We start from the raw sequence: 23,988 nt of genomic DNA, 5'->3' as shown, positions 1-23,988 counted from the left end.
ATAGGACGACTGGTTTAGCGTCGAATGTGCTCGGTGTATTTCTCGTCGAGTAGAACCTTTTTATTTGGCTTGGACACAACTGCAAAAGCAGGAGTTATCATATTTCAGTTTTTGTAATGCATGTATTGCTAGTCAAGTTACTCTTCATGAAAGTTGGGTTCAAGAAATAAATGCAACACCTTTCCAAATTTTGTCTTAGTTTGTGAGTTATTTCTTTCGGGGTGTTTATTGCTCTGGGGTTTGTATCCTTTGTGAGGTAGGTTCCCTTTTAATATCCTGTAGTGTGGTTTTTATTAATATTGGCAATTTTAGAGATGGTCGTATCGAGTATGATTTCTAGGGTAGATTTTCTGGTCTTTTAAATCGGTTCTTCTGTGATAGATATTTTTGGCTAATTGTGTTTTTTCTGGTTTTCTATTGGTTCTTTTTTATAGGGATAGCTTTTGTGAAAAAAAGTAATCTACAGTAGAAAATCTTCTACATGTGTAAAGAATGAAGGGGCAGTGTGATCACATTATCTAATACTGCACCCCCTTACGGCACTCCGAACTAAAAAGTTTAATTTTTTTGTGGCTTATTTGTAACCACATTTTTGGTCAAAAGTCTTGAGATTCTTGGAATGGTTTTGTTGGATCCATAAATGGAGGAGGTGCTAATTCTCGGTGGGGTAGAAGAGAATAGATTTTAATCTGGGTTGTTCTAGTGATGTAGAGAGCTACAAGATGAAATAGAGTTGCCAGTTTGGCCGATAAGTAACAAAAATAAGCTGCCCGGAGGCAGCACTTTAATATATCTAGTTGCTAAGTCCTAATTCCCGCTCAATCTGAGCCTTTCTCCAAACTGAGTAACTGGCTGGTATCTTTGCCTCTTTGGTGCCATCGGCAAGGATGGCGCGGCCGAGGTTTGGCCAGCATAGTACGGCCAATACCCTGGGCGCGATTACTTGGAAGACTTTGGGTGGCCCCATTAGGGATTTGAGTCTCTGTATTAATGGTAGCCAGGATGCGGGGACTACCTGTTCTGCGATCATCCATGAGGCCTGAGGATCACTACCCAGTTGCTTTGCCAGGGATTCGTAGCGCAATGTAGCGGCTCTTAGTGAGGCTTGGGGTGGTGCGAGTATAACGGCACGGGCCCTTCTCTCTGCACAGAGTAGGCAAATCTCTTTGGGGAGACCGCTACTTTCTGCAAGCTCTTGGTTGAGTGCCCATCCACCGGCTTTGATATCGCATTGGCAGATAGAGCAGTTATATTTCGGGTTTTCAGGGGTGAATACAGAACTGACTTTTTGGGGGCGTTCGCCATTTTTCCAGATGAGAGAGTGTCTTTTAAAAATATTGCTGGCAAAGTATCGGGTATAGGTCAGCCAGTCGATATTGGTTACATTGCCGAAACGGTCTTTGTGTACAACATCGGGAATATTGTGGCTGTAAAGGTGACGTAAGCAGTGAGGGCATGGCTTTAGTTGATCCTGGGGAAATGCCTTTCGCGCTTCGCTATAGTCACTGCTTATCCAAACCGGACCCTTATAGTTATTCACTATTGGGCACTTGGGGTAAATATGAACTTGACCAAAAGAGTCCGGGTTTTGTTCCAGGCCAAATAAAAAAACCGGTATACCCCGGTAGCGCCAAGCCACAGGTACGCTGTCCAGATCGCTTGAATCGAGTTGCATTCCAGTACGGATGGCTTTGGCTAAGCTGTTTCGATCAGGCATTTCAGATAAGCGCTGTGCTAACGGACGTTTGCCGGCTGAGAATGAATCCCCATCGTTAATGACATAAGGTACTGATAGTGCTCGTGTGGCGCTTGGGAATGCTGTGATAGCCTGACGGTTTTGAATGGGTTGAAATTTTGTGAGGTTCACAGAGCTTCCTCAAGGATTTGCAGGATATGGCTCTCAGAGTCTCTAACTACCCTGAATGCTACCCGGCGGGAACGATCTGGATCTTCTACCCCATTCTTATCCAAGACTGGGCGAGCCGAGGAGTAACCTACAGCTGCTACCTTGGCCCGTACCAGGACGGCTTGCTGCGAAGGCAGTAATGAATGGGCATATTGCATTACGGCTCGGGAGCGCTGTTGGGAAAGTCGCAGGTTGTGGAAATAACCAGCTTCCGGTGCGGATTGATCTCCCCATTCAGAACTTGTGTGCCCTTCGATTTGGATTGCGGCAATGGAATCCATATAGGGCGTGAGCGCTTCGATGTAGCGAGGTACAAAGGAGGACATAATCTCGCGGGCATTGTCGCTCAGGGTAAAATCACCGGTTTTAAATAAGGCATCACTGTTATTAAAGGAGATGGCCAGGGTTTGCTTATCCAGAGACGCTCCCCAACGAGTTAAGTCGTGGGCAAATTCCTGTTGCAGAGTTTGATAGATGGCCAACTGGGTGTCCCGGTAAGACTCTGCGAGTTCGCGGATCTTGGCGCGTTCGTCGATAAGAGAGCGCATTACAAAGACGGCAATACAGAGAAATACCATCATCAGGCCAGCCATCATGTCCGATAGGCTAATCCATTGACTATCACTGGACTCACTACTGGCTTGCGTGCTTTCAAACATGCGCCTCTCCAGTGACTCTCTGAGCTTGCGCATCGACTCTCTTCATTTGCTGGATGAGCTGACGGAAGTCTCTGGAGAATTCACCGCTTAACGTGCCAAGGGCATCGCCCATCGCTGCCATAACACTCTCTACCTCATCGCGCAGACGTTCATCCAGAAGTTCATATTGACGCTTGATACTGACATCGGCATTACTAAGATCGCGAGTAATCACTTGTGACAATTCGGTAATCATCTGGTTGTGAGTTTTGGCGATCAGCTGAGCTAGCTCGGCCATGGATTCCCGGTGACTGGTAGCCTGCTCGTGAATTGCTTTAGAGAAGTGGTTGGGGTCCATACTGGTAACCACATCGGCCAGGGCTACGACCTTACTGGTTCTTTGGTCGAATACTTCCGCCTGGGTCCTACTCAGGGAGATCAGGTTGGAAACCTGGGCCCCCAGTTGCTGTTGAGCTTGGTCAATTCCTCGGGTGAGCGCTTCAAACTTGGGCGCAATATCGGGGATCGATTGCTGTAGAACTTCAATAGAAGCTTGTTGCTCATTCAGCATGATTGATATCTGCTCTGCGTGATTGCGCTGCTGCTCTACCAGGGTGGGAATCACGTTGAAAATTTCTGGCAGCTCAGTAATACGCTGGTGTAACAGCAGAAGGTTTTCCTGAGCACCATTAATTTCATTGAGAAGAGTTGCAGTTTGGTCGCGGTAAATAGTTGCGAGTTCTGCGTGCTGCTGATGCTGATCTATTAGGGCCTGCAGGGCAGGGGATACGGCCTCTAATTGCTGGGTAAACTGCTGTAGGTTCTCACCCATCTGGGCATTCAGGCCGCTATTAAACTTTTCTACAACCGCAGTGAGTGACTGTAGGACTTCATCACTAATCTGTCGCTGGAATTTTGCCAGATCTTCGCGCTGACCGTTAATAGCCTGCAGTATGTCATCTGCTGTCGCTTTAGGGGCTTGTTCTTTAGTGAATATTTGAAAAATAGTTCGCAATATCAGGGATAGGAAGAGTCCCAAGATACTGGTCATAAAGGCGGTTTCCAGACCTTGCATCAGTTCTGAAATTGAGGTGTCAATATCGTTTAGATCAAATCCATAGATACCGATAATGATACCGATAAAAGTACCTAAAATACCGAGGGCAGTCAGTAGTGACGGCGTTTCCTTTACAAAGCGGGGAAACTTGCCTAAAGGGTAGAGGATTATGGCTATAGCACCAATGGCAAGCATGACCATAAGAAAGGTGTCGGTAACCTGTTCCGCAGACAACTTGGTTAACCAGTGATAGAAAAACTGGGTCATTATTTATCCTTTACAACTTTTTGCATTGTTATTTCGTGATAAAAAGGTCCGTTGGGTATTCGCCCGGTTCCCTGGCTGAGTACTTTCATCTCTGGTAGAGATTTCACAACATCGGTGATAGTGCGGAGCTGGGGCTGCTTACTACCCGAAGCGTGAATATAGGTTCCAACCTGGCCCGACTTTTGAATTTCAAATACACCACAGTTGACGGGAAGCTTGTTTTGTTTGAATAGCAAAAAGTGCATCACGCCACCATCACTGAGATATTGATGCAGGGCTTTAGTGATCAATTGTATTTGCTCGGTGGAAAAGAAATTGAGAAGGTCCCAGAGGAGGATGCAATTGAGATCCTTTGGTAGGGTTGCCTGTCGCAACGCGGCCTGAACGGCTTCTTCAAATGGCACTTTTCTGCTGATTTGCCAAGCGAGCGATGAGTAAAAATCAGAAATAAACAGTTCGCCCACCTCCCTTTGGAGGTGTTCCATATTTCTCCCAGCCTTTTGCCCAATATCCAGAACTTTGCTGACCGGTGAGCGCTTGACGTGAGTCAGGGCGGTGTCGAGAGCGGTTAGCGAAATATTAGTAAGGCGGTTTTTTTGGAAAGCGGATACCGCTGCTGATGATCCACTGGCCATCACTGAAGTTGGCGATTTTACATTGCCATACTCAAACATTAATTCGATAAGGTCTTTACGCATCCCCTCTCTTTGTAGCAGGGAAGAGCGCAGGGAGAAGTTGCCCATAGTCTTCATTAAATTCAGGGATGAGTACCTATAGGTGGGCAGTGGTTCTTCCAGGTGGAGTGGTTCTGTATTGAAGGTAAAGCCAGAAAGGCGCTTAAAATCTGCGGGCCCCTTGGGCATAGTGCCGGTGTACAGCATTGTATGGAAAATGGTACGCGGCTTTAAGTGGGGGCGGATTTCCTCAATGAGCTTGGTAATAAGCTCAGGCTCCATAAAGTTGAATAGATCCCAGCAGAGCACCACATCAAGCTTGATTCGTTGGGGCTTTTTGGTGAGATATTCAGAAAGCTTAACGGCCCTGACTTCTTTATCGAGGGCAGAAGTATCCAGTAGCAGACTGCGTAAATCTTCGATAAATGTCTGGCAGGAGCGCTCCAATAAAGGCTGTGTGGTGCCAAACGAAAGGCATCCCAAATCTAAAACTTTACTACCTGGTTGAATGACTTCATCCACCAAAGCAGCAATACCAAATGAATGATGCTGCAACATATTTCCCACACCAAAACTAAAGCCCCGGCATTAGCCGGGGCCCATATTGAGGATTAACTAAGAAGGTTTCCTAGCTTTCCTCAGCTTCTTCTTCGGTCTCTTTAGTGCCGAAGAGGTAGTCGCTGGTGTCGGACAAGCGAGAGGAATCGCTCGTGCTCGTGGTGCTGGAGGAGTAGGTAGAGCTGCCGCGAGTACGGGCTGCGGGCTTCTCTTCTGCTGCGGGCAGGTCTGGGTGTACCAGACGATCAGAGAACTCCTTGTGGCGCTCTTTCATTTCGGAATCGGTATCAACCATATCCATGGAGCCACGGAATTTACCGCCGTCGTCCAGCTTGATTCTCGGTGCAATCAGATTGCCATTAACTTGTGCGGTGTTGCGGATTTCGATCAACTCATCGGCAAGGGCATCGCCATCCAAGGTGCCTTCTACAACAATATTTTTTGCGTGGATATTGGCAGTAACTGCACCGCCAGTGCCAACAGAAAGATTGTGACCAACCATGATCACGGTACCATCAACAGTACCTTCCACGTGCAGATCTTCGGTGCCGATCAGCTCGCCACGAAAGTTAATACCTTCACCCAGCACTGACTTGGAGCCTGAGCCCGAAAGAGATGATTGCTGCTCAACAGCGCTCATGCCTGCTAAAAATGGTGTGGAGTCATTGCTTTTGTCAGTGCTCATAGAAATAAGTCTCTCTGTTTAGAAAAGTCAGCTGTTGCGTCGATTGCACCGATAACCGTGGTTACAGGGTTGTCGATACGTTGGGTTTTTGTTAAATCGGAAAATCAAAATTTTCAAAAGTGATAAGGCACTTCTAATGGCGGGTACGGATTATTTTGATACTGAATAAAACCTATCAAAACAAACGGCCCTACATTTATGTCAAATTTTTTTCTTTGCTGTGAGTGTTTTACTAAAAAAGAAAATTAGACTATCAGTGCTTTTGGTCACCTAAAATATCCCTGTCTCTGCCTTTTCCCTATTGTGCACATACCTTAAGAACGACTTCCTTTGTCCTTTTACAGTTTTCGTCTCTCTCGTAGAGTTGCAATGCCCGTTTTCTCGTGCTTGCATCAAGGTGAAGAAGAGGCTCTTCTGACCTTAAGCTACGATCGATTTTTGCGATTGCTGTTGATATCGCTATATTCTCGCTATTTACTTCAGGCTCAACCTGTAAGTAAATATTTACTTCCTTTTGTGGAGGGCATACTTCTAATTGTCTGCTGATGGGTATCGAGCCTATTGGCACAAAACAATATATGATTGGAATACTACCTACAGCGAGCTTACCAGCGTTTTCGGTCTGGCAATCAATCAAGCTGACCTCGACTTGAATGCGCTGAATTTAGCACGGATTGCATGCTAAAAGTGTGACTTGTAGCACCTTTTGGTCGTGATGATCGTCGTTTCCTGTTTTTTAATCCGCTAATGATTTACGGCTTAAAATATTGTTGCAATAGGCGATGTATTCCTATGTAAAGAATTGTTTATGTTGGCATTTGGATTAATGTCTGAGCCTTGCATTCTTGCGCTTTCAAAATTCTATCCTAAATGTAAGTGTGCACTTATTTGCAATGACTATTGGGTGTCCTCAGGAAGGCTGTTTTCACAGGGTGGAGCCGCAGGCAGTTTTTGCTAGGATATATATCACTCACCGCATACCTCTCAGTCCCCCCTACAAAAAGGTAGGCCCAAGAGATATTTTTAGTGGCGTTGGCAGGGGTGCCAGCCTTGTTGGGCTGGCTAAATTTCAGGGGTAATTTGGATTTTAAACGGAGTTCCGTTTGAAGTTTTAAACTCTACCTCTGCAGCTTGGTTGAACCCTGTCACCAGAATGGGACTTGCTATCTGCTTGTAACCACTAGAAGTCCCAAATTCATATATTTTCCTAATTACCACTTATGCTAAGCCAATTTTTAGCAACCTTTCTGGCATCGGTGGTGTCCGAAGAGAGACGTAAATCAATCTTGGAATGAGTGCCGACAAATCAAACCTCCGATTAAAGCGATATTGAAATTCTGCCAAATAGCGCTGTGCATATTTCGGCCTAATAGCATGGTAAGTGCTACGTAGCGCACTCTTTAAATTACCAAGTACTGTATTTACCCAATAGAACTCAGGCTCTTCAACAGAAGCTCGGCCACCACCACAAACAATTTTGTCATGTACACAACCGGCCTCCTTAATGGCATTGAAGCATGGAAGACCATCTGAGATGACTGTGCTGCCACTGCAAAGGTACTTTTTACTCCAGGTTGAAATTTCACTGCTTTTGAAGCCCTTGATAATTGAGAGCTTAATACGGGTTGGGCGTCCCTCCTTGGTTGTTTCAACGGCCGCCACAAAGGGAGTTTTACCCTTGGCTCCGCGCCCGGGCTTGCATCCAGTACGCTCACCACCGAGATAGGCATCATCTAGTTCAATAAAACCGGACAGTTTGTATCGTTGGTCTCGCTCCATCATCACTTGCATGAGTTTCTGCTTCATACGCCATGCTGCGTTGTAAGAGATACCTAGATGTCGAGATAGCTCCATAGAGGAAATGCCCTTCTTATCCTGAGTAATCAGGAAAATACCGAGAAACCAGGTGGTGAGGGGGAGCTTCGTGGAGTCAAAAATTGTACGAGAGGTAATCGATGTCTGACGCCGACAATGGTTACATTGCTTAAGCTTGCGATAAGCGAGGTCGCAATGCTTGTCATGCCCGCAGTGAGGACAACTAAAGCCATTGGGCCAACGCCACTGCGACAGTGCATCGAAGCACTGTTCCTCGCTGCCGTACATTTTGAGGAATTGGGTCAAACTAATACCCTTCTGAAACTGTACCTTGTTGCGAGCCATGGCGTATTCCCTTGCAGATCAACGAGATAGCTGTATTTATATACAGTTACGCATAACTTAGCAAGAGTGGTAATTAGGTATATTTTTGTCTGCAATCGAATTTGGTTTTCAGAAACTTGTTCGGCAGATACCTCGAACCTAAGTGTGTTTTCGATTTGGATTTCGCTTTCATCTCCTTCGTTATTGAGGAGGCGGACGGAGGCCAGGTTCTCGTTTCTGGTGCTGGCATCTACCTTAAGCATTATTGGAGAAGCTGACGATAAGGAGGTATACAAGAGTAAAGTCGTACCTAGGGAGCCTCTGAATAACTCCATAATGCCTCTGCGGGTCTTGAAGGCTGCAGATGTTAGGCGCAGCTCGCCGCGAATGGCCTAGTCCTTTGCAAGAGCTGCAACGCAGCAGCTGTGGCCTTCAAGGCCCGCCCTTCGGGGCTTGCAGAGCGATTCACACTCCGCGTTGCGACTTCTTGAAAGGTCTAGACATTCCTGCGAAGCCGCGCCTTGATTGTGAACCGCTCTGCATGCCAGAGGTATCACGGAGTTATTCAGAGGCTCCCTAGGGCCAATATTGCGGTAAGGTATTTTCTGCCCTGCTTGGCTATTGATATTTTTGGGTTTTCCTGAAGGATTATATCTATGGGCTTCAGTGAAAATGCTGAAGATATTGCTTTTATTGAATCTTGAGAGGCATTTCCACTTTTTTCTATCCGTTGAATGGTTCTAAGGCTTAATGATGCAACATCGGCTAGTTGTTGTTGACTCCAAGCCCTAGTTGTTCTCAGTTTAATAATTTTCTTTGAGTTAACTTTCACTTCCATACTTCTGCCCTCTGAAAATAGAGCTCCATTTTCAGGGGGGCAGTCCTTATTGGTTACGATGTTCTTGCGACACCTGTCTGACAGCTATATGACTTTGTCCAAATAATAGACTGTCTGTGCAACTTGCGGTCAATGGTGGGCGTGTTTGAAGGTTAGGTGATTCACTGATGTACTACAAGGGGCGCACAACCTTTAACTATTGCCCTGGATCCACATTCTGGGTCAGGAAGACATCTATAGGCTCTAAGTTCTCACTTTGAGATAAGTAAAAGTCTAGGGTGTTGAGTCAGGTTGTAACTGGAGGTTCGGATAGTGGCTCTTCTGTTTTTTTGGGGGGGGAGGTTACCACTAAGCAGAGCCGAAGAGCTTTCAATGAGAATATGTAGCAAGATGACTTGTGGAGCTCCTGAGCAATTCCGTAATATCTCTGTGAGCCAGTGATATCACAGAATTATTTAGAGGCTCCTTATATAAATTTTACTTTCCAAGCTATTAAATCTTAATACTGCCGTGAAGATAATCTACAGCGCCTCCCTTGAGAGAGACTCTGTTACTATGCAGTTCGCAGTGGATTAGTCCAGTCCGCTTGGAGAGTTGCTTAGCTAAAAGCACATCCTTTTTAAATTGTTGGCTCCAATATGGTGCCAGTTGACAGTGCGCTGACCCTGTCACAGGATCTTCGTTTACCCTTAATTTTGGATAGAAGCATCGGCTAGCGAAATCAATATCGTTACTTGCCCCAGGAGCGGTAATGACAACTCCTCGTTTATCCAGCTGGGAAAGTTTTATAAAATTTGGATTTACAGATTTTAGATCGGTTTCGCTACCCAAGACAGCTATATAATCATATGCGCACAGAACTTCTCGCGGAGTGACACCGAGGCCATCAATAAGAGCGTCTGGTGCTTCTGTGGATACCGGATTGCTAGCCGGAAAGTCCATGCTATAGACAGCTCCCGATCTCTGGACTAACAGTGGGCCGCTTTTTGTATCAAACTGGATGGTTTGGCCTGAGCATCTTAAATGAGTAAATAGAACGTGGGCAGCTGCGAGTGTGGCGTGGCCACATAAATCTACTTCTGCCTCAGGAGTAAACCACCTCAGAGAAAAGGAATCTTCATTTTTAACAAAGAATGCGGTTTCAGAGAGGTTGTTTTCCTCAGCTATCTTTTGCAGTGTCTCATCCGCAAGCCAGTTATCAAGAGAGCACACAGCAGCAGGATTACCTTCAAATACCTCGGAGGCAAAGGCATCTACTTGATAAATTGCTAGTTCCATTAGTTTTTTCCTTGAGCAATAGATGCTATTTTCGGTCAGTATAAAATTATTGTGATAGTTGGTGTGTTTATGCCAGATTGCTTTGTGGTACCAATTTTCTAAGGCTAAGGGAAGCTAGGATACTTATACCTGGGTGTCCTTTAGGGCGGGTCTTCAAAGTCCACAGAGATATAGCTAATTATTTACAGGCTCTCTAACTGCGCAAAGCGACGTTCGTAATAAAGCAGGCCGTTGGATATACGCATAATCTCAAGAAGGTCTCCAGAAGAAAATCCAACAACAATTTTAATCGGTGCTTCTTCACTGTATTGGAGAAGTTGTTCGTTTTTGCAGAGTTCTCGTGCTAGGAGGGATGTATAGCATAAGCTGAAACCAATGTATCCGTCTCTATTTAGGTGTTTCGGCTTGTTAGCTCCTTTACACAAGGCTGCAATATTTCTCAAATATCTCGAGCCCAAATCAGAATTCGAATATATCCAATCCCGTCTGCTTTTAAATAGTTGAGGAAGTAGTGTTAAGCTGATATCCGGGAATTCCCGGCCGATACTATCTCTGAATTCACGCAGCTCGAAATATAGGACTGAAGGAGGAAGCGAGTCCCCAGCAGCTACCAGTTCTGTATCGAACCATGTTTGGGCTAGGTCAAGTTCATCAGTTCCTAGCATAGTGGGCAGCTTTAGCCATGCCAAATTGGGGGTTCGGCCATCAGCCCAAAAAGAAAGGTTTTCAAGGCCGTCTTGGATGGATTCGTTTTTTTCCAGCGTATCGAAAATCACTTCATAGTATTCAGCTATAGACAAACCCCGAACTCCTGTCATATCCCATTTTTGCTCAGTATATCGATCAAGCAAGCCAGTGGGGACGTTTTTGGCATCTCCTTCTGATTCAGCAGTATGTGCGCTGGGGCGCAATCTAAAACAACCATCCCGTTCGAAATGAAATTCCAACAAAAGCAAAGAGAACGGACAGTACTGTAACTGGGATAATATGGTATGCCAGTGCAGTGAGATTTTTTTCAGAAAGATTTGGAATGATTCGCAGCCTTGCGTCAATTGCCAGTAAGAAAGTGCATGCCAAAAGAATCAGTTTGAAGGATACCAGGCGAGAAATTGGATTGGAGAAGTTGAACCACTGGGATAAGTCAGGCAGTAGGGTATATGAGAGATACAACCCGGAGAGTATTTGAATGAGCAGGGCGGGGATGCCGATCTTTTCGTAGCTGTTTTCAAACCGGGAAAGAAAGGCTACATCCTTATCCCGTAAAACTTTGGGTAGTATTGTGCAGGCAAGTATCAGGTGCCCACCGGTCCAAATTGTTGCACCTAGAAGGTGAAGAAAAAGTACTACGTTGTACATCCTGTCCCCCAGACAAATCCTTGTTGGGGGACTATAGCGCTAAAATCTACGAGTGTCTGCTGCCAAATAGGGGTAGAAAGTAGCGTTGTCTACTCCCTGGGTTCCGGCCGGGACCAAATCCAGTAGGCGCCGCAGCTGATGCCGCCAACGGTAAAGCAAAGAAGGTAAATATTACTGATATGAAGAATGGCAAAAGCCAGGGATATAGCCATTGTCAGGCTGGCCAGTAACTTGGTTCTGCGGCTTACATAACCACTGCGCCAAGTCCGCAATAGATGCCCAAAGAGATGGTGTTCTTCGATCCATTGGTGCAGGCGCTGGGAGCTGCGTGATGCGGCCCAGGCACCGAGGACAATAAATACAGCCGACGGCAGGCCGGGAAGAATGGCTCCGATAATGCCAAGGGCGATAAAAAAGCAAGCAGCGGCGCCCCACAGCCAGCGCATCCAGCCCTTTGCCAGAGGCGGGGTGTAGGACATTACGCTGTCTTCAGTGGATTCTTTCATTCGGTACCTCTACCTTCTAGCTTATTGCAGTAGTCGTGCATCAAAAGTAACAATATTTGTCCGCTTGGTCTGCTTGCTCATAAGCAGTTTACCCAGCACCTAGTAAATAGAGTCAGCAGGCCGATAGGTCGCTAGTGCAGGGTAACGGATTATGTGGATGATTTCCTCTGTCCAGGGAGGTGACTTTCTGGTTTATGCGAAGCCAGGCTACCCAGTTCTGAGAAAGCAATTTATTTTGGTTAACGAATAAAAAATTCGACCGGAACGGCCATGGTCAGAGGATCACCGGGTACCTCTTCCGGTGGTCTAGGCAGTGGTTCTGCCCTGCGCACCAAGGCAACGACCTCTCGGTCGAGAGCCGAGATACCACTGGCTCGGTGCAGCTCAACCTTTAGTACCTTGCCTTGCCGGTCCATCGTGAATTGTACCCAGGGAATACCCTGTTGACGCCGTATTTGGGCGCTACGGGGGTAGCGTTTTCTTCGCTCAAGATGAGCCTGTAATTGGTTCTGCCAGGTTAATCTGGCTTGTGATTCCCTCTGGTTCAAGGCGCCCACTTCCGGTGCCGCAGCTTGCTCTGCTTCTGCTACATCTGCCGCGAGAGGGGCTGATGTTTCTTCAACAACAGTTTCTCCAGTAGCCTCTCCACTGGAGTCTTGTTGCTGTGCGATTTCCTTCTCTTCCACTGGCTCAGGGGTCTCTTCCTTTTCCTCCGTGGGGGGCTCCTCTTCGGGCTTCTCAATGGCAATTTCCGAGGGGGCTTCTGGCAAAATAACAGGCTCTGACTGCGCAGAGGTTTTTTGTGGCTCGCTGCTCTGCTGGTTTGCGGGAGAGGATTCCTGTTGTTGAGGACCTACCGGTAGCGACGTGGGTGGTGCCACTGGAGCGGCTACCATACTGACTTCAAATACCTGTGGTGCTGCAGCAGGGGGCAGCGCCAGTTCGGATTTGGGCTGCCATAAAAAATAGGCGGCAATAAGTCCGTGAAGGGCTAGGGCGCAGCAAAAGGCGCTGAGAGATAGAAAAAATCGCGGACGCTTCGCAGATTTTACCTTCGGGCCGGCCAAGAGGCTCATTGGTTTACGGTCGCCGGTTTATCCAGACCTACCAGAGCGATTTTCTGGTATCCGGCACTGGCAAGGCGGTTCATCAGGTCCATCAAATCCCCATATTCCACTTTGCTGTCGGCACGCAGCAGGATTTGCTGTTCTGTGCCAATTTCATTTGCCAGGAGTTCAGCAGCTAAGTTCTCCCGCACAATAACTTTGTCCTCACCGAGAGTCAGGGTGAGGTCCTTTTGCAGGGTGAGATATTTCGGATCTTCTGCCTGGGGTTGTTGTGGAGCTGTCGCCGAGGGTAGATTGACGGGCACGCTTACAGTGGCCAACGGAGCCGCAACCATAAAAATAATTAGCAATACCAACATCACATCGATAAAAGGTGTGACATTGATATCGTGCTGTTCTGGCAGTTCTTCGCTATTGCTGCTGTTGAGATTGAATGCCATTAGTTGACGCCCTGAACCTGCGGTATCGCGCGCTTTTTGTTCGCGCTAACCAGTTCGGCGAGCGGGCGCGCATTTGGATGATGGCGATCCAGGTCCCGACTAATCAGTACCATTAAGGCGGTGACATTATCGGCCAATACCGCACGATAGCTGCCGATAGCGCGGGAGAAGTAGTTGTAAATTACTACCGCTGGAATTGCAGCAACCAGACCGATCGCAGTTGCCAGCAGGGCTTCGGCAATACCTGGAGCCACTACGGCCAGGTTTGTGGTTTGGGTTTTTGCGATACCGATGAAACTGTTCATGATGCCCCAAACAGTTCCGAATAGACCGACAAAGGGGGCGACGGAACCGATGGTTGCCAGAATTCCGGTGCCACGGTTCATGTCGGTAGCGAGAGAAGCCTGGACTCTTTCCAGGCGAGCCAGAACACGCTCTTTCAAGCCGTCATCTGACACTGGGCCACCAGAAGATAAGTCGAGTTCGTGGCGACTCGCTTCTACCAATAACAGGGCACCGCCGGTTTGGCCTGAAAGCTTCGATTCGGCATTGGCGAACGTCTTGCTTTGGATCAGGATTGCCAATAATTGTTTGGCCTTGCGACGTGTTATTACCAGCTGCACGGTTTTAAAAAGCCAAATCGCCCAGGTTAAAACAGAGGCCAACAGTAGGCCGATCATTACGCTTTTAACGACGATATCCGCGGCGTGATACATTCCCATGGGAGATAAATCGTGTGCGCTGAAAGCGGTATCTCCAATGTTGGAGGTTGCAGTCGAGGTAGGGTTGTCTTGATTTTCTTGCAACCCCACGGAGGTTTCCACATCTCCCTCGAGAACTATTTCTGTATTGCTTTGTTCGCTTGAGTTGGAATTATTTTCCTGCGCTAAAGCCGGCAATGGGCCCAATGTGCTGCCTAGCAGGCACAATAAAATTACAGTCCAGATTTTCATTACCGACTCCTGGCTTCAGGTGAAAAATAAATTAGGGTGTAGCGGGTGCTAATAATTGTTCGACATTTTGTCGTGCAAAAGCAAAGGCTTGTTTGGCCCCATTGAGGGCTACTTCTTTTTGCTCTTGGTTGAGCTCAAGAGCATCTAACGCAGTTTTGAATTGGCGCCAGTGTAACCCGCGACCGTCTTCATGTCCTGCCAAGTGGCGTGCGCCGAACTCTTCTGATAAATCCAGATGTTTGCGCGCGTACTTGAGAAGGAATGCCGCTCCTAAGTTGGAGCCTTCAACTACGTAGAGCCAGCCCAGTGCAGAGTGGAAATCAGTAATTGTGACTTCTGCTGCGGCTTGTTGATCAGCTTTTAAATCGCTCTCGGACATCTCGAAATCAGCACAGTCCTGGAGGACTGCTTCAGAGCGGTCTCTCTCTTTCAGGCCGGGCAAAAAATTATTTAATTCGTCACTTTGAAACCAATCAGACACCGCTTGATGCAGTCGCGACTGCGTGCGAACAAACAGTGCATATCGCTCGCGATTGGAAAATGGTGACAGGGACATAATGCGTTTATCTAAACTCTCGTGGGTCGTATTAGTGCCTTCTTTCAGCCAAGCGGAAAAGGTGGGCTCTGTTGGTTCAACGGATTGGCATTCTGCTGGGTTGCTCACGGGATTTTTCCAAAACAAATTAAAAATAACCGCCCGGTTATTCCGGTGGCTTTGTAATGGGTGACGGACCAAATTCAAATTAACCCATCCCGTTGATCAATATTTTTTGAAAAATTCACCGGGTTATTCCAAATTGATATAACATTCTCAGCTCAGCTGCTTTAAATGAGAATAGATATCATTTACAGTCCCCGCCCTCAAAAGATTACAGCGCAAGGTCTGAGTTTTGGCCCCGGAAACCCCTTCAACCCCAGGATTTGATGAGCTTTACCAAGAGCACCATGAATGGCTTGTCCGTTGGATAGCGCGCCGAACTTCCGGTGTTGATAATGCCCAGGATTTAGCTCAGGACACTTTTATTCGTCTGTTGGATAGGCCGAGCCTGCCTGCGGGGATTCGAAGCCCGAGGGCTTGGTTAACCAAAGTGGCCGGGAACCTGCTGATCGACCAAGCCCGTCGCCAAGTGCTGGAGAAGAATTATTTAGCGCTGCTGGAAAATTTGCCGGAACCGGAATGTCCTTCCCCAGAAGATAAGTGGGAGCTATTGGGGCTTTTGGAGCAAATTGATCAATTGCTCAGTGGTCTGCGCCCGATAGAGAAAACGGTATTTCTAATGGCGAGACTAGACGGCTTAACATACCGCCAGGTGGCCGAGCAGCAGGGGCTGAGCCTTTCCTCAGTAGAGAAATATATCGCAAAAGCCATGCTCAAGTGCTATGCCGCTGCGTACGATAACGAATAATTTTCTATGGACTTGGAACTTGCTTGCTGATGTCAAACGCCCCAGAAAAAAATAGAGAAAAAATTCCTGAAGCAGTACTGTTGCAAGCCGTTAGCTGGCGCGTTCGCCTGGGTTCCGGCGAGGCGCTTGACTCAGAGCGCGATGCTTGCAGTCAATGGCGTTCGGCGGACCCTCTGCATGAACTGGCGTGGCAGCGTTTTGAGCGGATGGAGTCGCCTCTAGATACGGTGGCTCGCCGAGCTCCGCGTTTGGCCCATTCCACCCTAAATCAAACCGATGCAGAAATTCGCCGTTTAAATCGCAGGGCTGCTCTTAAAACCATGGGCGGTGGTGTCCTTGGGGCTTTTGCCGTTGGCCTGGTGGGATATGACACCGGTTTGCTGAAGTATATGTCTGCTGACTATTCCTCTGGTTCTAAGCCGGCCCAATATACTCTGGATGATAAGAGCCAAGTCTGGCTAAACACCGGCAGTGCCATTGAATGGGAGTCGGGCGCAGCAATCCGTTCCCTTGTGCTGACTAAAGGTGAAATGCACTTGACCAGTGCCGCTGACCCGAGGCCAATGCAGGTATCGGTGCCTCAGGGGCAGCTTATTTCCCGTGACTCGCGCTTTTTTGTCCGCAATGGCGATGACCACACGATTTTGCAGGTTGTGGAAGGTGGGGTGCAGGTTCAGCCGAGTGCGGATATAGAACCCTTTGCAGTTAAAGCGGGTGAGGCTTATCGTCTTACTGGAGCCGGTTCACTCGCTCTGGACAGCAAGATGTTTGATTACAGCGGATGGATTGACGGGGTGCTTTCAGCTCGGAGCATGCCATTAGGGGCACTGCTTGAAGAGTTGTCTCGCTATCGTGTTGGTTTTTTACGCTGTGATCCGGCATTAAGAGATCACCAGGTTTCCGGGGTTTTCCAGCTTCACGATATCGACACCATCCTAAAAATATTGGCGCGTTCGGCGGGAGCTGAACTGAGCTATACCACGCGCTGGTGGGCAACGATTCAATTGCCGGGCTGATAGTAAGTCGCATCGCTCCCTGCCTTCCCCTATGCGTCCGGGCTGACGGTTTTTTCGGAACGGGCAACCTTTAATTCCTGCTCTTATTGCCAGATGACCACAAAAAAGTTATCCGAAGGTGTCATTTTTTATTTTTGATGACGCTTTTGATTACTAATTTTCCCTCCGAAGCAAAAAAAACAAAATAATTCTCATTTAGATTACGGGTTTTTGATTTTCGTTCGGCTTCCTAGTTATACACCTGAGAATAGGAAGCCGCTTAAATGCAGTCCCGCGCCCCAAAACATATTTTGCCCACCTTGTTGGCACTGTTGTTGGCCGTAGTTCCCGTATCGAGTTTTGCGCAAGCCCAGCAGGGCAATACAGCGTTGATCGAATTCAGTTTGCCCGCGGGCAATCTGGGAGATGTGCTCAACCTCTACTCGCGTCAGGCCGGGGTAACGCTCTCTTTCGACGAGAACCTGGTGGAAACTATTTCTGTTCCAGCACTATTTGGTAGCTATCGTGCAGAAGAAGCTCTGTTGAGCTTGTTGCGCGGTACCAACCTGCAAGCGGTTCCCGTTGGTAGTGGTGCCTGGCTGATCCAGTCCGCTGGCGAGCAGGATCTGATGGTGCTGGACAGCATTCAGGTTGAGACCCGTGATGGCGGTGAAAAAGACCAGGCATTTCGCGAGTCCGCCTCTGTAAATATCCTCACTCAGGAAAATATCGAGCGATTTCGCGGTACCAGTGTTGGTGATATTTTTCAGGGGACTCCAGGTGTTCTGATTAGTGAAAACCGCAATTCCGGTGGGCTGGATGTGAATATCCGGGGTATGCAGGGGCAGGGCAGGGTACCTGTTTTAATTGATGGCAGTCGCCAGGAAACCACCGTTTATCGTGGTTATGCGGGAGTATCTAGCCGCAGTTATATTGATCCTGACCTGATCGGTTCCATGCGTATCGACAAGGGGCCGGTAATGACAGCCGAAGGCACTGGAGCCACCGGTGGTGTCGTCAGTGTCAATACCCTGCGAGCGGAAGATGTCGTAAAGCCCGGCGAATTGTCGGGTTTCCGTGTTCGTGTCAGTGGTATCGGAAACAATAGCGAGGCTCCAGAGCCTGGTACCTATGCAGGCTATTACCTTCCGCGAAGTGCCTACCGTTCTGATTGTCGCTTTGCCAGCTATTGCACAGACGACTATGCAATGCCGGAGAGCTTTGCACCTGATTATGGTATGGACCGTCCCAGCCTATTGGACCTCGAGGGGTACGCGGCGAGTTTCGCCGGCGCCCAGCGTTTTGAGTGGGGTGATCTGGTTGTGGCCCACGCTCAGCGCGAGCAGGGTAATTACTATGCGGGTACCGATGGTCCGACGCCTGAAGTAGTTATCGGCGAGCCGGTAGATCTTGGCTGGTATTACGAAACACCGGTTACTCTCGAGGGAAAGGATGTATCTATTTACCGCGCGGGCGAGCGTATACCCAATACCAATTTTTCCAGCGAATCCTGGTTGATAAAAAGCAACCTGATTTTGCCTCAGGACCAGACTCTGGAGTTGAGCTATATCCGCTACGACAGTGTATATGGCGAAATGATGCCCTCTCAAATTGCTTCTACTTTTGGTCAGGCGCGACAGTGGCTTGATAGTGAGGTACTTAACCACACATACACTGCTCGCTATCGTTGGCAGCCAGTTGAATACGATTGGGCGGATTTGCGTGTGAACCTATGGCACACAGATGCGGTAACCAATTTGAATACTCCCGATGTTGGATCTGTTGACCTGGAAGACAATACAGCTCGCACCGATGATTATCAGCGTTGGGGCCTCGATATTTCCAACAGCATGCATTTTTTTCCTATAGGTGAATTGAGGCTGGACTATGGAGTTTCCGGGCAGTGGGAAGATATGGATACTAATACACCCGCTACCGAAGGTTTCTATGCGGGTTCACGCAGTGGTTGGCGTAAAGAGTTTAGTGCATTTACTGCAATTGAGTGGCAGCCTTGGCCGCAATGGACCTTGGAGGCAGGGGTTCGTCACACCAGATTTAAGTCGAAAGATAATAACCCCTTGCCTCTTAGTAAAAGTGACCCAGCTTGTGTACTGGATGGCGAAGGCGGCTGCCGGCCTGTTCGCTATGATAATAATCACTCTGGCAATGCTCCAGTAGTTGCCCTGACTTGGGAACCCTTTAGCGGTTTTCAAATTTATGCTCGCCATGCAGAAGCGCTGCGCATGCCTAGCCTGTTTGAAAATACTTCTGGCTGGTCTGTAAGCCCAGCCTTGGATATACCCTTAAAACCTGAGCATGCAATTAATAACGAGTTGGGTATTAATTACCTAAATACTGAGTTATTTGATGGTGCACATCAGTTGCGTTTTAAAATTGCCTACTTTGATAATCACGTTGCAGACTACCTGACGCGTACCCAGCCTAACGCGTGGGAGGAATCACAAGATGGTCTTGACTTCTTCCGCATGCGCAATATCGACAGTCTGGACCTCGAAGGTTGGGAGCTGAATTTTGGTTATGATGCAAAACTCTGGATTGCTGAAATTAGCGGGACCAGTTACAGCCATATTGAAGTCTGTAACGTGGGGAGCTACGTACGTTATTACTGTAGTGATTGGGGTATCCCGCAAAGTTACATCAATAACATGATCCCCCCCAACTGGCATGCCAGCGCGCAATTAGGTGTTCGTCTATTCGAAGAGCGTTTAGAGATGGGGGTTCGGGGTACATTCATGGGTAAAAGAAATTCCATTCCCCGATATAACGCCCCAATCGGATTTAATGAACCGGTACTTTGGCATAGCTATAACTTGGTCGATATCTATACGAAGTTCAAATTGAATAACAGTTTTTCGGTTGACTTCACTGTCGATAATGTAACAGACCAATATTACCTGGATGCGCTGAGCTTGGGCCTAGTACCTGCTCCTGGTCGAACTGCTCGGCTCAGCCTGACTTATCAGTATTAATTGAATACGAAAAAATTGATGGAGTAACTTAGATGAAAAGAACGATGGGCCTTTTGGCCTTACTGTGTCTGTCACTCTTCCTTGCTGCCTGTAGTGGTGGTAGCTCTTCTAGTGATAGCGACGCAGGTAGCACAGTTGAAAAACCAATAGCAAGTATTGGCTTGCTGGCTCCTGCCGGCAATGTATTTTCTTTAAAGGATGGCAATGTCACTGTTCAGTTGAATGGTACAGACAGCAGTAGCCCGCGCGATGCAAACTTGACTTATCGCTGGGAGTTAATCGAACTTCCAGCGCTGAGTAATGCAGTTTTGAGCAGCTCTGAAGATGCACGTACAGAATTTACTGCAGACCTTCCCGGTGACTATGTTATTAGCCTGATCGTTAATGACGGCACCGCAAGCAGTGAAGCCGCTCGTATGGTGTTCAGTGCGACAAGTCCTTATCCGGTAGCTATTACCGAGCCGGTTCACAGTGTTGCATTTGCTACTCAGGAAATCGTTCTTGATGGTAGTTTCAGTACGATTCCTACTGGAGAAACTGGATCTTTGGAATATCTCTGGACTCTGACAGAGAAACCACAAGAGAGTGATGCTTATCTCACCGATAGTGAGCAAAGCCTGGCAACACTGCATTTGGATGTTGAAGGAGACTATCGGCTGCAGTTGGTTGTTACCTTTAATGATATTGCTAGTGCCCCTGCAAACGTTTTGGTTACGGTCTCATCTGGAAATGCTCCCCCTGTCGCTGTTGCAAAAGATCTGACAGTTGTTCTTGGTGAGAAAGTCACCCTTGATGCTAGTGATAGTTATGATCCTGAGGGCAGCCAACTACAATATCGCTGGCGATGGGCGGATGTCGATCCGAGTACTATCCCTATGCCTGAACTGGATGGTGAAACAACTTCCACTTTGAAATTCACTCCAGAAGCCGCTGGAACCTATAGCTTCGAACTCATGGTATTTGATGGCGCCAAAAGAAGTGTAACTTTTGATGAAGATGGTGATCCAGAATACTGGAGGGAAATACAGGTTGTTGTCGAAAGTGACCCTGAAGCGGAGAACAATAAGGCTCCAGAAGGGGAAGTTGTGGCAACCGGCTATTTCCCTTCCGCTAGTATCGGTGAGCAGGAAGTCGGACTGCGAGCAGAGTTTAATTTTGTTGGTTATGACACTGAAGGCGATGCTCTACAGGTCATCGACGCAGTGCTGCTGGAGAAGCCGGAAGGCAGTGACGCCGAATTGGTTGATATTGGTTTTTGGAAGCCCCTTGGCAAAAAAATTGATGTGCTAGATGTTGCCGGTCTTTACCGCGTTAGCATGACCATTTCTGATGGCGTTAATAAAATTGTTCGCGAAGCGACCATGGAAGCCAAGATAGGTCAAGTGAATAACCAGCCTTCAACCCGTGGTGTAGAGGCGCTGACAACATCTACAATTGTTGGTGAGGCATTAATATTTGAGGCTTCCAGTAGCGATCCAGATAACGATCCGATGGAGTTTCATTGGGAGCTGGTGGATAAGCCCGATGGTAGTAAGGCGACTATCGAAGCGATAGAAGAGCCAGAGAGCAAAGAGTATCGTCGTGCCAGGGTTGTAACGGATCTGCCGGGCTCCTATACCGCGCGTTTGATCGTGAGTGATGATCGCGGTCTTTATGCTAAAGCCTATGAGCAGGCTGATGGATTTGCCAAACTTATCAATGAAGCACCACAAATTCGCTCAGCGGTATGGGTGCGAGATTGGGGACGCTTGTCACCGGGGGAAGATTTTTACCAGATCTTGCCCTGTATGTCTCTGATGCATCGCCCTGTGGTGGTGGATCCTGATGGTGATGTGGTTTTCACGCATGAAGAATTGGAGTCTACTCCGGAAGGTGGTGACTACACCAGCCTTAGTGATTCGGGAGATTGTGCGGGTACTTATGGAACAGGGTTTACCAAGCCGGGTACTTATAAATTCCGTTACTACGCCACAGACCTGATTGATGAGAGCGAATACGTCTTTGTCGTTGAAGTTGAGCCAATGAGCAGCGCAAAAGGTGTTCGTTTGCGTGAAATTTCAGAAAATGACCAAAGCCTCTGGCATCCGATGCCTTATGAGAATATTCCTTCGTACGCGACTCCGGCTGATTTAGCGTCAGATCTAGAGCCAACTGAAGCGCGCTATATTCAGTGGTCTTTAACCGCGGCTGATGCTAATTACACTATTGAGAATGTTCGGTTCGAACATATTAACGGTGGCCTTAGAGACCTTACTCCTTGGTTTGAGGGGCTAAAAGAAGGCCAAGTAATAGCTGAAGGAGAGTCCCTGGACTTCCAGACATGGATGCCTGCTGTACCTTGTGTACGCACCGATGATAGGGCAGAAGGTTTCCATTTCTCCTTCAATATTAAAGAAATTCCCGAACTGACCTTTGTCTATGAAACCTGGATAAAGCAGGATGACCCTTTTGTAGGTGAGGACTGGAGATACTGTGAAGCAGGAGAATTAAATTAATAATGACGTATATGCCCCAGGGATGGGGCATAACTGATAAATCCAATGGTCAATTCGAAGATCTTCCATGTTAGGGAGATTTCCCTTTTGATCTATGGGTCGTTGGGTACATGTCACAAATCTAGCTTCCACATGGAACAGGCCGGCAGCCTAATGAAAGCGAGTCTAATCCAGTTGATCCAGTAAGAACGATGCGAGTCCCATTTCATTAAACTGGTAATGTTGTAAAAGCTAGAGAAGCGATGTTTAAAACATATCTTGCCCCCAAGCATTGACTGCTTCTAAAACAAACTGCTGGCTCTTATCATTCTTATCACATTTGTAAATTTGAAGGCGCTCACCCTCTTCGGTTGAACTACCCGGTGCGTCTATACAGTAGGTCCAGTTCTTATCGCGATTCTGGATGATTCCACTTTCCTGGATTTGCCATTTTTCCGAATTGCCGCCGTCACAATCCCACAGGTGCATTTTATCGCCGTTATCAGCAGAGCCAGTGTTGAAGTCAACACAGTATTTATTATTACCCTTGGGACGGAGTTGGCCTTCAGCAGTGTAAACAAACTGCTGTTCACTGCTGGAGCCACAGTTGTTCATATTTAGGTTTGAACCATTGCTATAGCCCTGGGAGACGGTCATGCACAAGTCAGCATTTGAGGCAGAACGGATTCTCAAATAGCCGGGAAGACTTCTCCTTACTCCTACAAAAGGAATTGCCGTGCCAGTATAATTGGGGGTGGTTGCGACTGTATCAGGATCTGTCCCAATTGCAGTGGCACCATGTGCGATTGCTGTAAATATGTAGCCGTAGTCGGTATTGCTAAAATCGCCAGAACTATCCCATAGGTGCATCAGCTGTTTGGTTTCAGCGGCTGCGTTGGCTGTTATCTGGTAATGATCGCCAGCCTGGACATTGCCGCAAAATATTCTTTGCGAACTACTGCTGTCTATTGAATCAATGGAGCCGGTAAATTCTTCTGGATCTGCGGTATCTATATCAGGACATAAAAATGCGCTCATCTCGTAAGAGTCTAATGCGGATTCCATTCGATTATTGACGTTGCCTGATTGTCCTCCGGTAAAAATAACGATTACTTTTTTGCCGTTATTTAATAAGTTGCCAACGCTAGGCCATCCCGTACTTGTAAGCGTGGTACGGTAATTTTCTGAGGAAGAAATCTGTTGTAAATATGTAAGCATATCCTGGTAGCTGTACTGGAGGTCGCCCAGCTCTTGTTGGATATACTGGTCAAGCAAATAAATTTCATCTGCATACCAGGCGTTAAACCAATCTAAATTGGTTTTCATATCGATATACAGCATTATTGGCGCTTCAATAGTGTTAACGGAGAGCCAGGATTTGATATCGTCCAGACAGTGTTCCAGACGATCATCGTCTCCGTTGCTATTGCACATGTGATTACCGATGTCGTTTTGTCCATGAGCAACATAGGGCCCATGGCTGCTACCTTGCCAGGCACCGTGATCTACGACATCGATTTCCAGTGATCGAAAGCCTTTGTCGAGCCAGTCAGTCAGTGTTTCACCGTTTTCTAGCCGCTCATAGCTGTTATGGGGCTGTAAGTAATAAAGCTCATCAATACGATACTCACTGGTGGCCGCTTCTGCTTGGTAATCGGGCCAGTGAAAAGTGTCAGCTTTACTGATGCTGGGTATAGATACCCAAAGTGATAGACATAGAGCGCCTGAAGAGAATTTGAGGAAGGACATTGGGGTTCCTGT

At 47.5% G+C, this 23,988-nt stretch carries 20 protein-coding genes; 4 read left to right on the top strand and 16 right to left on the bottom strand.

Annotated elements, in window-relative coordinates; genetic code table 11:
* Nucleotides 1–793 precede the first annotated feature (793 nt).
* The 15 genes from ACJJIQ_RS11725 to ACJJIQ_RS11655 form a co-directional block, all read right to left on the bottom strand.
* Nucleotides 794–1,867 carry a hypothetical protein gene (locus ACJJIQ_RS11725; RefSeq protein ID WP_413665219.1) on the bottom strand — a complete coding sequence of 358 codons (1,074 nt, stop codon included), beginning with the start codon at nt 1,865–1,867 and terminating at the stop codon, nt 794–796.
* Complete coding sequence (locus tag ACJJIQ_RS11720; RefSeq protein ID WP_413665220.1) at nt 1,864–2,565, bottom strand: OmpA/MotB family protein; 702 nt, start codon at nt 2,563–2,565, stop codon at nt 1,864–1,866. The genes ACJJIQ_RS11725 and ACJJIQ_RS11720 overlap by 4 nt, the downstream gene beginning before the upstream one ends.
* The gene (locus ACJJIQ_RS11715) at nt 2,558–3,868 is read right to left on the bottom strand and encodes a MotA/TolQ/ExbB proton channel family protein (RefSeq protein ID WP_444905720.1); all 1,311 of its coding nucleotides are present in this window, start codon (nt 3,866–3,868) and stop codon (nt 2,558–2,560) included. Before ACJJIQ_RS11715 ends, ACJJIQ_RS11720 begins: the two co-directional genes overlap by 8 nt.
* Entirely contained in the window at nt 3,868–5,100 is a 1,233-nt protein-coding gene (locus ACJJIQ_RS11710; RefSeq protein ID WP_444916133.1) for a class I SAM-dependent methyltransferase, read from the bottom strand. The genes ACJJIQ_RS11715 and ACJJIQ_RS11710 overlap by 1 nt, the downstream gene beginning before the upstream one ends.
* Before the next feature lie 70 nt (nt 5,101–5,170).
* The gene (locus tag ACJJIQ_RS11705; RefSeq protein WP_413665223.1) at nt 5,171–5,785 is read right to left on the bottom strand and encodes a bactofilin family protein; all 615 of its coding nucleotides are present in this window, start codon (nt 5,783–5,785) and stop codon (nt 5,171–5,173) included.
* Nucleotides 5,786–7,003: 1,218 nt separating this feature from the next.
* On the bottom strand, nt 7,004–7,945 hold the full coding sequence (locus tag ACJJIQ_RS11700) for an IS1595 family transposase (protein ID WP_445362153.1): 942 nt from the start codon (nt 7,943–7,945) through the stop codon (nt 7,004–7,006).
* A 544-nt stretch (nt 7,946–8,489) separates the two neighbouring features.
* Nucleotides 8,490–8,762, bottom strand: coding sequence for a helix-turn-helix transcriptional regulator (locus tag ACJJIQ_RS11695; protein WP_444927417.1), 273 nt, complete (start codon nt 8,760–8,762; stop codon nt 8,490–8,492).
* Nucleotides 8,763–9,254: 492 nt separating this feature from the next.
* On the bottom strand, nt 9,255–10,040 hold the full coding sequence (locus tag ACJJIQ_RS11690; protein WP_445364692.1) for a PhzF family protein: 786 nt from the start codon (nt 10,038–10,040) through the stop codon (nt 9,255–9,257).
* Between the two features lie 182 nt (nt 10,041–10,222).
* The gene (locus ACJJIQ_RS11685; RefSeq protein ID WP_445358643.1) at nt 10,223–10,840 is read right to left on the bottom strand and encodes a hypothetical protein; all 618 of its coding nucleotides are present in this window, start codon (nt 10,838–10,840) and stop codon (nt 10,223–10,225) included.
* A gap of 112 nt (nt 10,841–10,952) precedes the next feature.
* Nucleotides 10,953–11,396, bottom strand: coding sequence for a CopD family protein (locus ACJJIQ_RS11680; protein WP_445358642.1), 444 nt, complete (start codon nt 11,394–11,396; stop codon nt 10,953–10,955).
* An 89-nt stretch (nt 11,397–11,485) separates the two neighbouring features.
* Nucleotides 11,486–11,902, bottom strand: coding sequence for a YbaN family protein (locus ACJJIQ_RS11675; RefSeq protein WP_445364691.1), 417 nt, complete (start codon nt 11,900–11,902; stop codon nt 11,486–11,488).
* A gap of 239 nt (nt 11,903–12,141) precedes the next feature.
* Nucleotides 12,142–12,978 (bottom strand): energy transducer TonB family protein, encoded by an 837-nt coding sequence (locus ACJJIQ_RS11670; protein WP_445364690.1) that lies wholly within the window; start codon nt 12,976–12,978, stop codon nt 12,142–12,144.
* Nucleotides 12,975–13,409, bottom strand: coding sequence for a biopolymer transporter ExbD (locus ACJJIQ_RS11665; RefSeq protein WP_444894288.1), 435 nt, complete (start codon nt 13,407–13,409; stop codon nt 12,975–12,977). The genes ACJJIQ_RS11670 and ACJJIQ_RS11665 overlap by 4 nt, the downstream gene beginning before the upstream one ends.
* Nucleotides 13,409–14,362, bottom strand: coding sequence for a tonB-system energizer ExbB (gene exbB, locus ACJJIQ_RS11660; protein WP_445364689.1), 954 nt, complete (start codon nt 14,360–14,362; stop codon nt 13,409–13,411). Before exbB ends, ACJJIQ_RS11665 begins: the two co-directional genes overlap by 1 nt.
* A 31-nt stretch (nt 14,363–14,393) precedes the next feature.
* Nucleotides 14,394–15,026: a biliverdin-producing heme oxygenase gene (locus ACJJIQ_RS11655; protein ID WP_444894286.1), complete on the bottom strand. Its 633-nt coding sequence runs from the start codon at nt 15,024–15,026 to the stop codon at nt 14,394–14,396.
* Between the two features lie 226 nt (nt 15,027–15,252).
* Here ACJJIQ_RS11655 and ACJJIQ_RS11650 point away from each other — a divergent pair, with 226 nt between their 5' ends.
* From ACJJIQ_RS11650 to ACJJIQ_RS11635, 4 genes are all read left to right on the top strand, one after another.
* Nucleotides 15,253–15,768 carry a sigma-70 family RNA polymerase sigma factor gene (locus ACJJIQ_RS11650; RefSeq protein ID WP_282933363.1) on the top strand — a complete coding sequence of 172 codons (516 nt, stop codon included), beginning with the start codon at nt 15,253–15,255 and terminating at the stop codon, nt 15,766–15,768.
* A 29-nt stretch (nt 15,769–15,797) separates the two neighbouring features.
* Nucleotides 15,798–16,784 (top strand): FecR domain-containing protein, encoded by a 987-nt coding sequence (locus tag ACJJIQ_RS11645; RefSeq protein ID WP_444916734.1) that lies wholly within the window; start codon nt 15,798–15,800, stop codon nt 16,782–16,784.
* 263 nt (nt 16,785–17,047) lie between these two features.
* Nucleotides 17,048–19,753, top strand: a complete 2,706-nt coding sequence (locus tag ACJJIQ_RS11640) for a TonB-dependent receptor (protein WP_445364688.1) — start codon at nt 17,048–17,050, stop codon at nt 19,751–19,753.
* A 32-nt stretch (nt 19,754–19,785) separates the two neighbouring features.
* On the top strand, nt 19,786–22,248 hold the full coding sequence (locus ACJJIQ_RS11635) for a PKD domain-containing protein (protein ID WP_445364687.1): 2,463 nt from the start codon (nt 19,786–19,788) through the stop codon (nt 22,246–22,248).
* A 246-nt stretch (nt 22,249–22,494) separates the two neighbouring features.
* Here ACJJIQ_RS11635 and ACJJIQ_RS11630 read toward each other — a convergent pair whose 3' ends face one another.
* Nucleotides 22,495–23,976 carry a ricin-type beta-trefoil lectin domain protein gene (locus ACJJIQ_RS11630; RefSeq protein WP_445364686.1) on the bottom strand — a complete coding sequence of 494 codons (1,482 nt, stop codon included), beginning with the start codon at nt 23,974–23,976 and terminating at the stop codon, nt 22,495–22,497.
* Nucleotides 23,977–23,988 lie beyond the last annotated feature (12 nt).

It is taken from the genome of Microbulbifer maximicatervae (SeqCode), from assembly GCF_052468295.1.
The sequence above is the reverse complement of the archived record's forward strand: the minus strand, read 5'-3'. Positions and strand labels throughout refer to the sequence as shown.

Excerpts from the sequence above, each read along its gene's own strand:
- ACJJIQ_RS11720 (WP_413665220.1), bottom strand. The coding sequence starts at position 2,565 with ATGTTTGAAAGCACGCAAGCCAGTAGTGAGTCCAGTGATAGTCAATGG.
- ACJJIQ_RS11715 (WP_444905720.1), bottom strand. The coding sequence starts at position 3,868 with ATGACCCAGTTTTTCTATCACTGGTTAACCAAGTTGTCTGCGGAACAG.
- ACJJIQ_RS11710 (WP_444916133.1), bottom strand. The coding sequence starts at position 5,100 with ATGTTGCAGCATCATTCATTTGGTATTGCTGCTTTGGTGGATGAAGTC.
- ACJJIQ_RS11705 (WP_413665223.1), bottom strand. The coding sequence starts at position 5,785 with ATGAGCACTGACAAAAGCAATGACTCCACACCATTTTTAGCAGGCATG.
- ACJJIQ_RS11700 (WP_445362153.1), bottom strand. The coding sequence starts at position 7,945 with ATGGCTCGCAACAAGGTACAGTTTCAGAAGGGTATTAGTTTGACCCAA.
- ACJJIQ_RS11695 (WP_444927417.1), bottom strand. The coding sequence starts at position 8,762 with ATGGAAGTGAAAGTTAACTCAAAGAAAATTATTAAACTGAGAACAACT.
- ACJJIQ_RS11690 (WP_445364692.1), bottom strand. The coding sequence starts at position 10,040 with ATGGAACTAGCAATTTATCAAGTAGATGCCTTTGCCTCCGAGGTATTT.
- ACJJIQ_RS11680 (WP_445358642.1), bottom strand. The coding sequence starts at position 11,396 with ATGTACAACGTAGTACTTTTTCTTCACCTTCTAGGTGCAACAATTTGG.
- ACJJIQ_RS11675 (WP_445364691.1), bottom strand. The coding sequence starts at position 11,902 with ATGAAAGAATCCACTGAAGACAGCGTAATGTCCTACACCCCGCCTCTG.
- ACJJIQ_RS11670 (WP_445364690.1), bottom strand. The coding sequence starts at position 12,978 with ATGAGCCTCTTGGCCGGCCCGAAGGTAAAATCTGCGAAGCGTCCGCGA.
- ACJJIQ_RS11665 (WP_444894288.1), bottom strand. The coding sequence starts at position 13,409 with ATGGCATTCAATCTCAACAGCAGCAATAGCGAAGAACTGCCAGAACAG.
- exbB (WP_445364689.1), bottom strand. The coding sequence starts at position 14,362 with ATGAAAATCTGGACTGTAATTTTATTGTGCCTGCTAGGCAGCACATTG.
- ACJJIQ_RS11645 (WP_444916734.1), top strand. The coding sequence starts at position 15,798 with ATGTCAAACGCCCCAGAAAAAAATAGAGAAAAAATTCCTGAAGCAGTA.
- ACJJIQ_RS11640 (WP_445364688.1), top strand. The coding sequence starts at position 17,048 with ATGCAGTCCCGCGCCCCAAAACATATTTTGCCCACCTTGTTGGCACTG.
- ACJJIQ_RS11635 (WP_445364687.1), top strand. The coding sequence starts at position 19,786 with ATGAAAAGAACGATGGGCCTTTTGGCCTTACTGTGTCTGTCACTCTTC.
- ACJJIQ_RS11630 (WP_445364686.1), bottom strand. The coding sequence starts at position 23,976 with ATGTCCTTCCTCAAATTCTCTTCAGGCGCTCTATGTCTATCACTTTGG.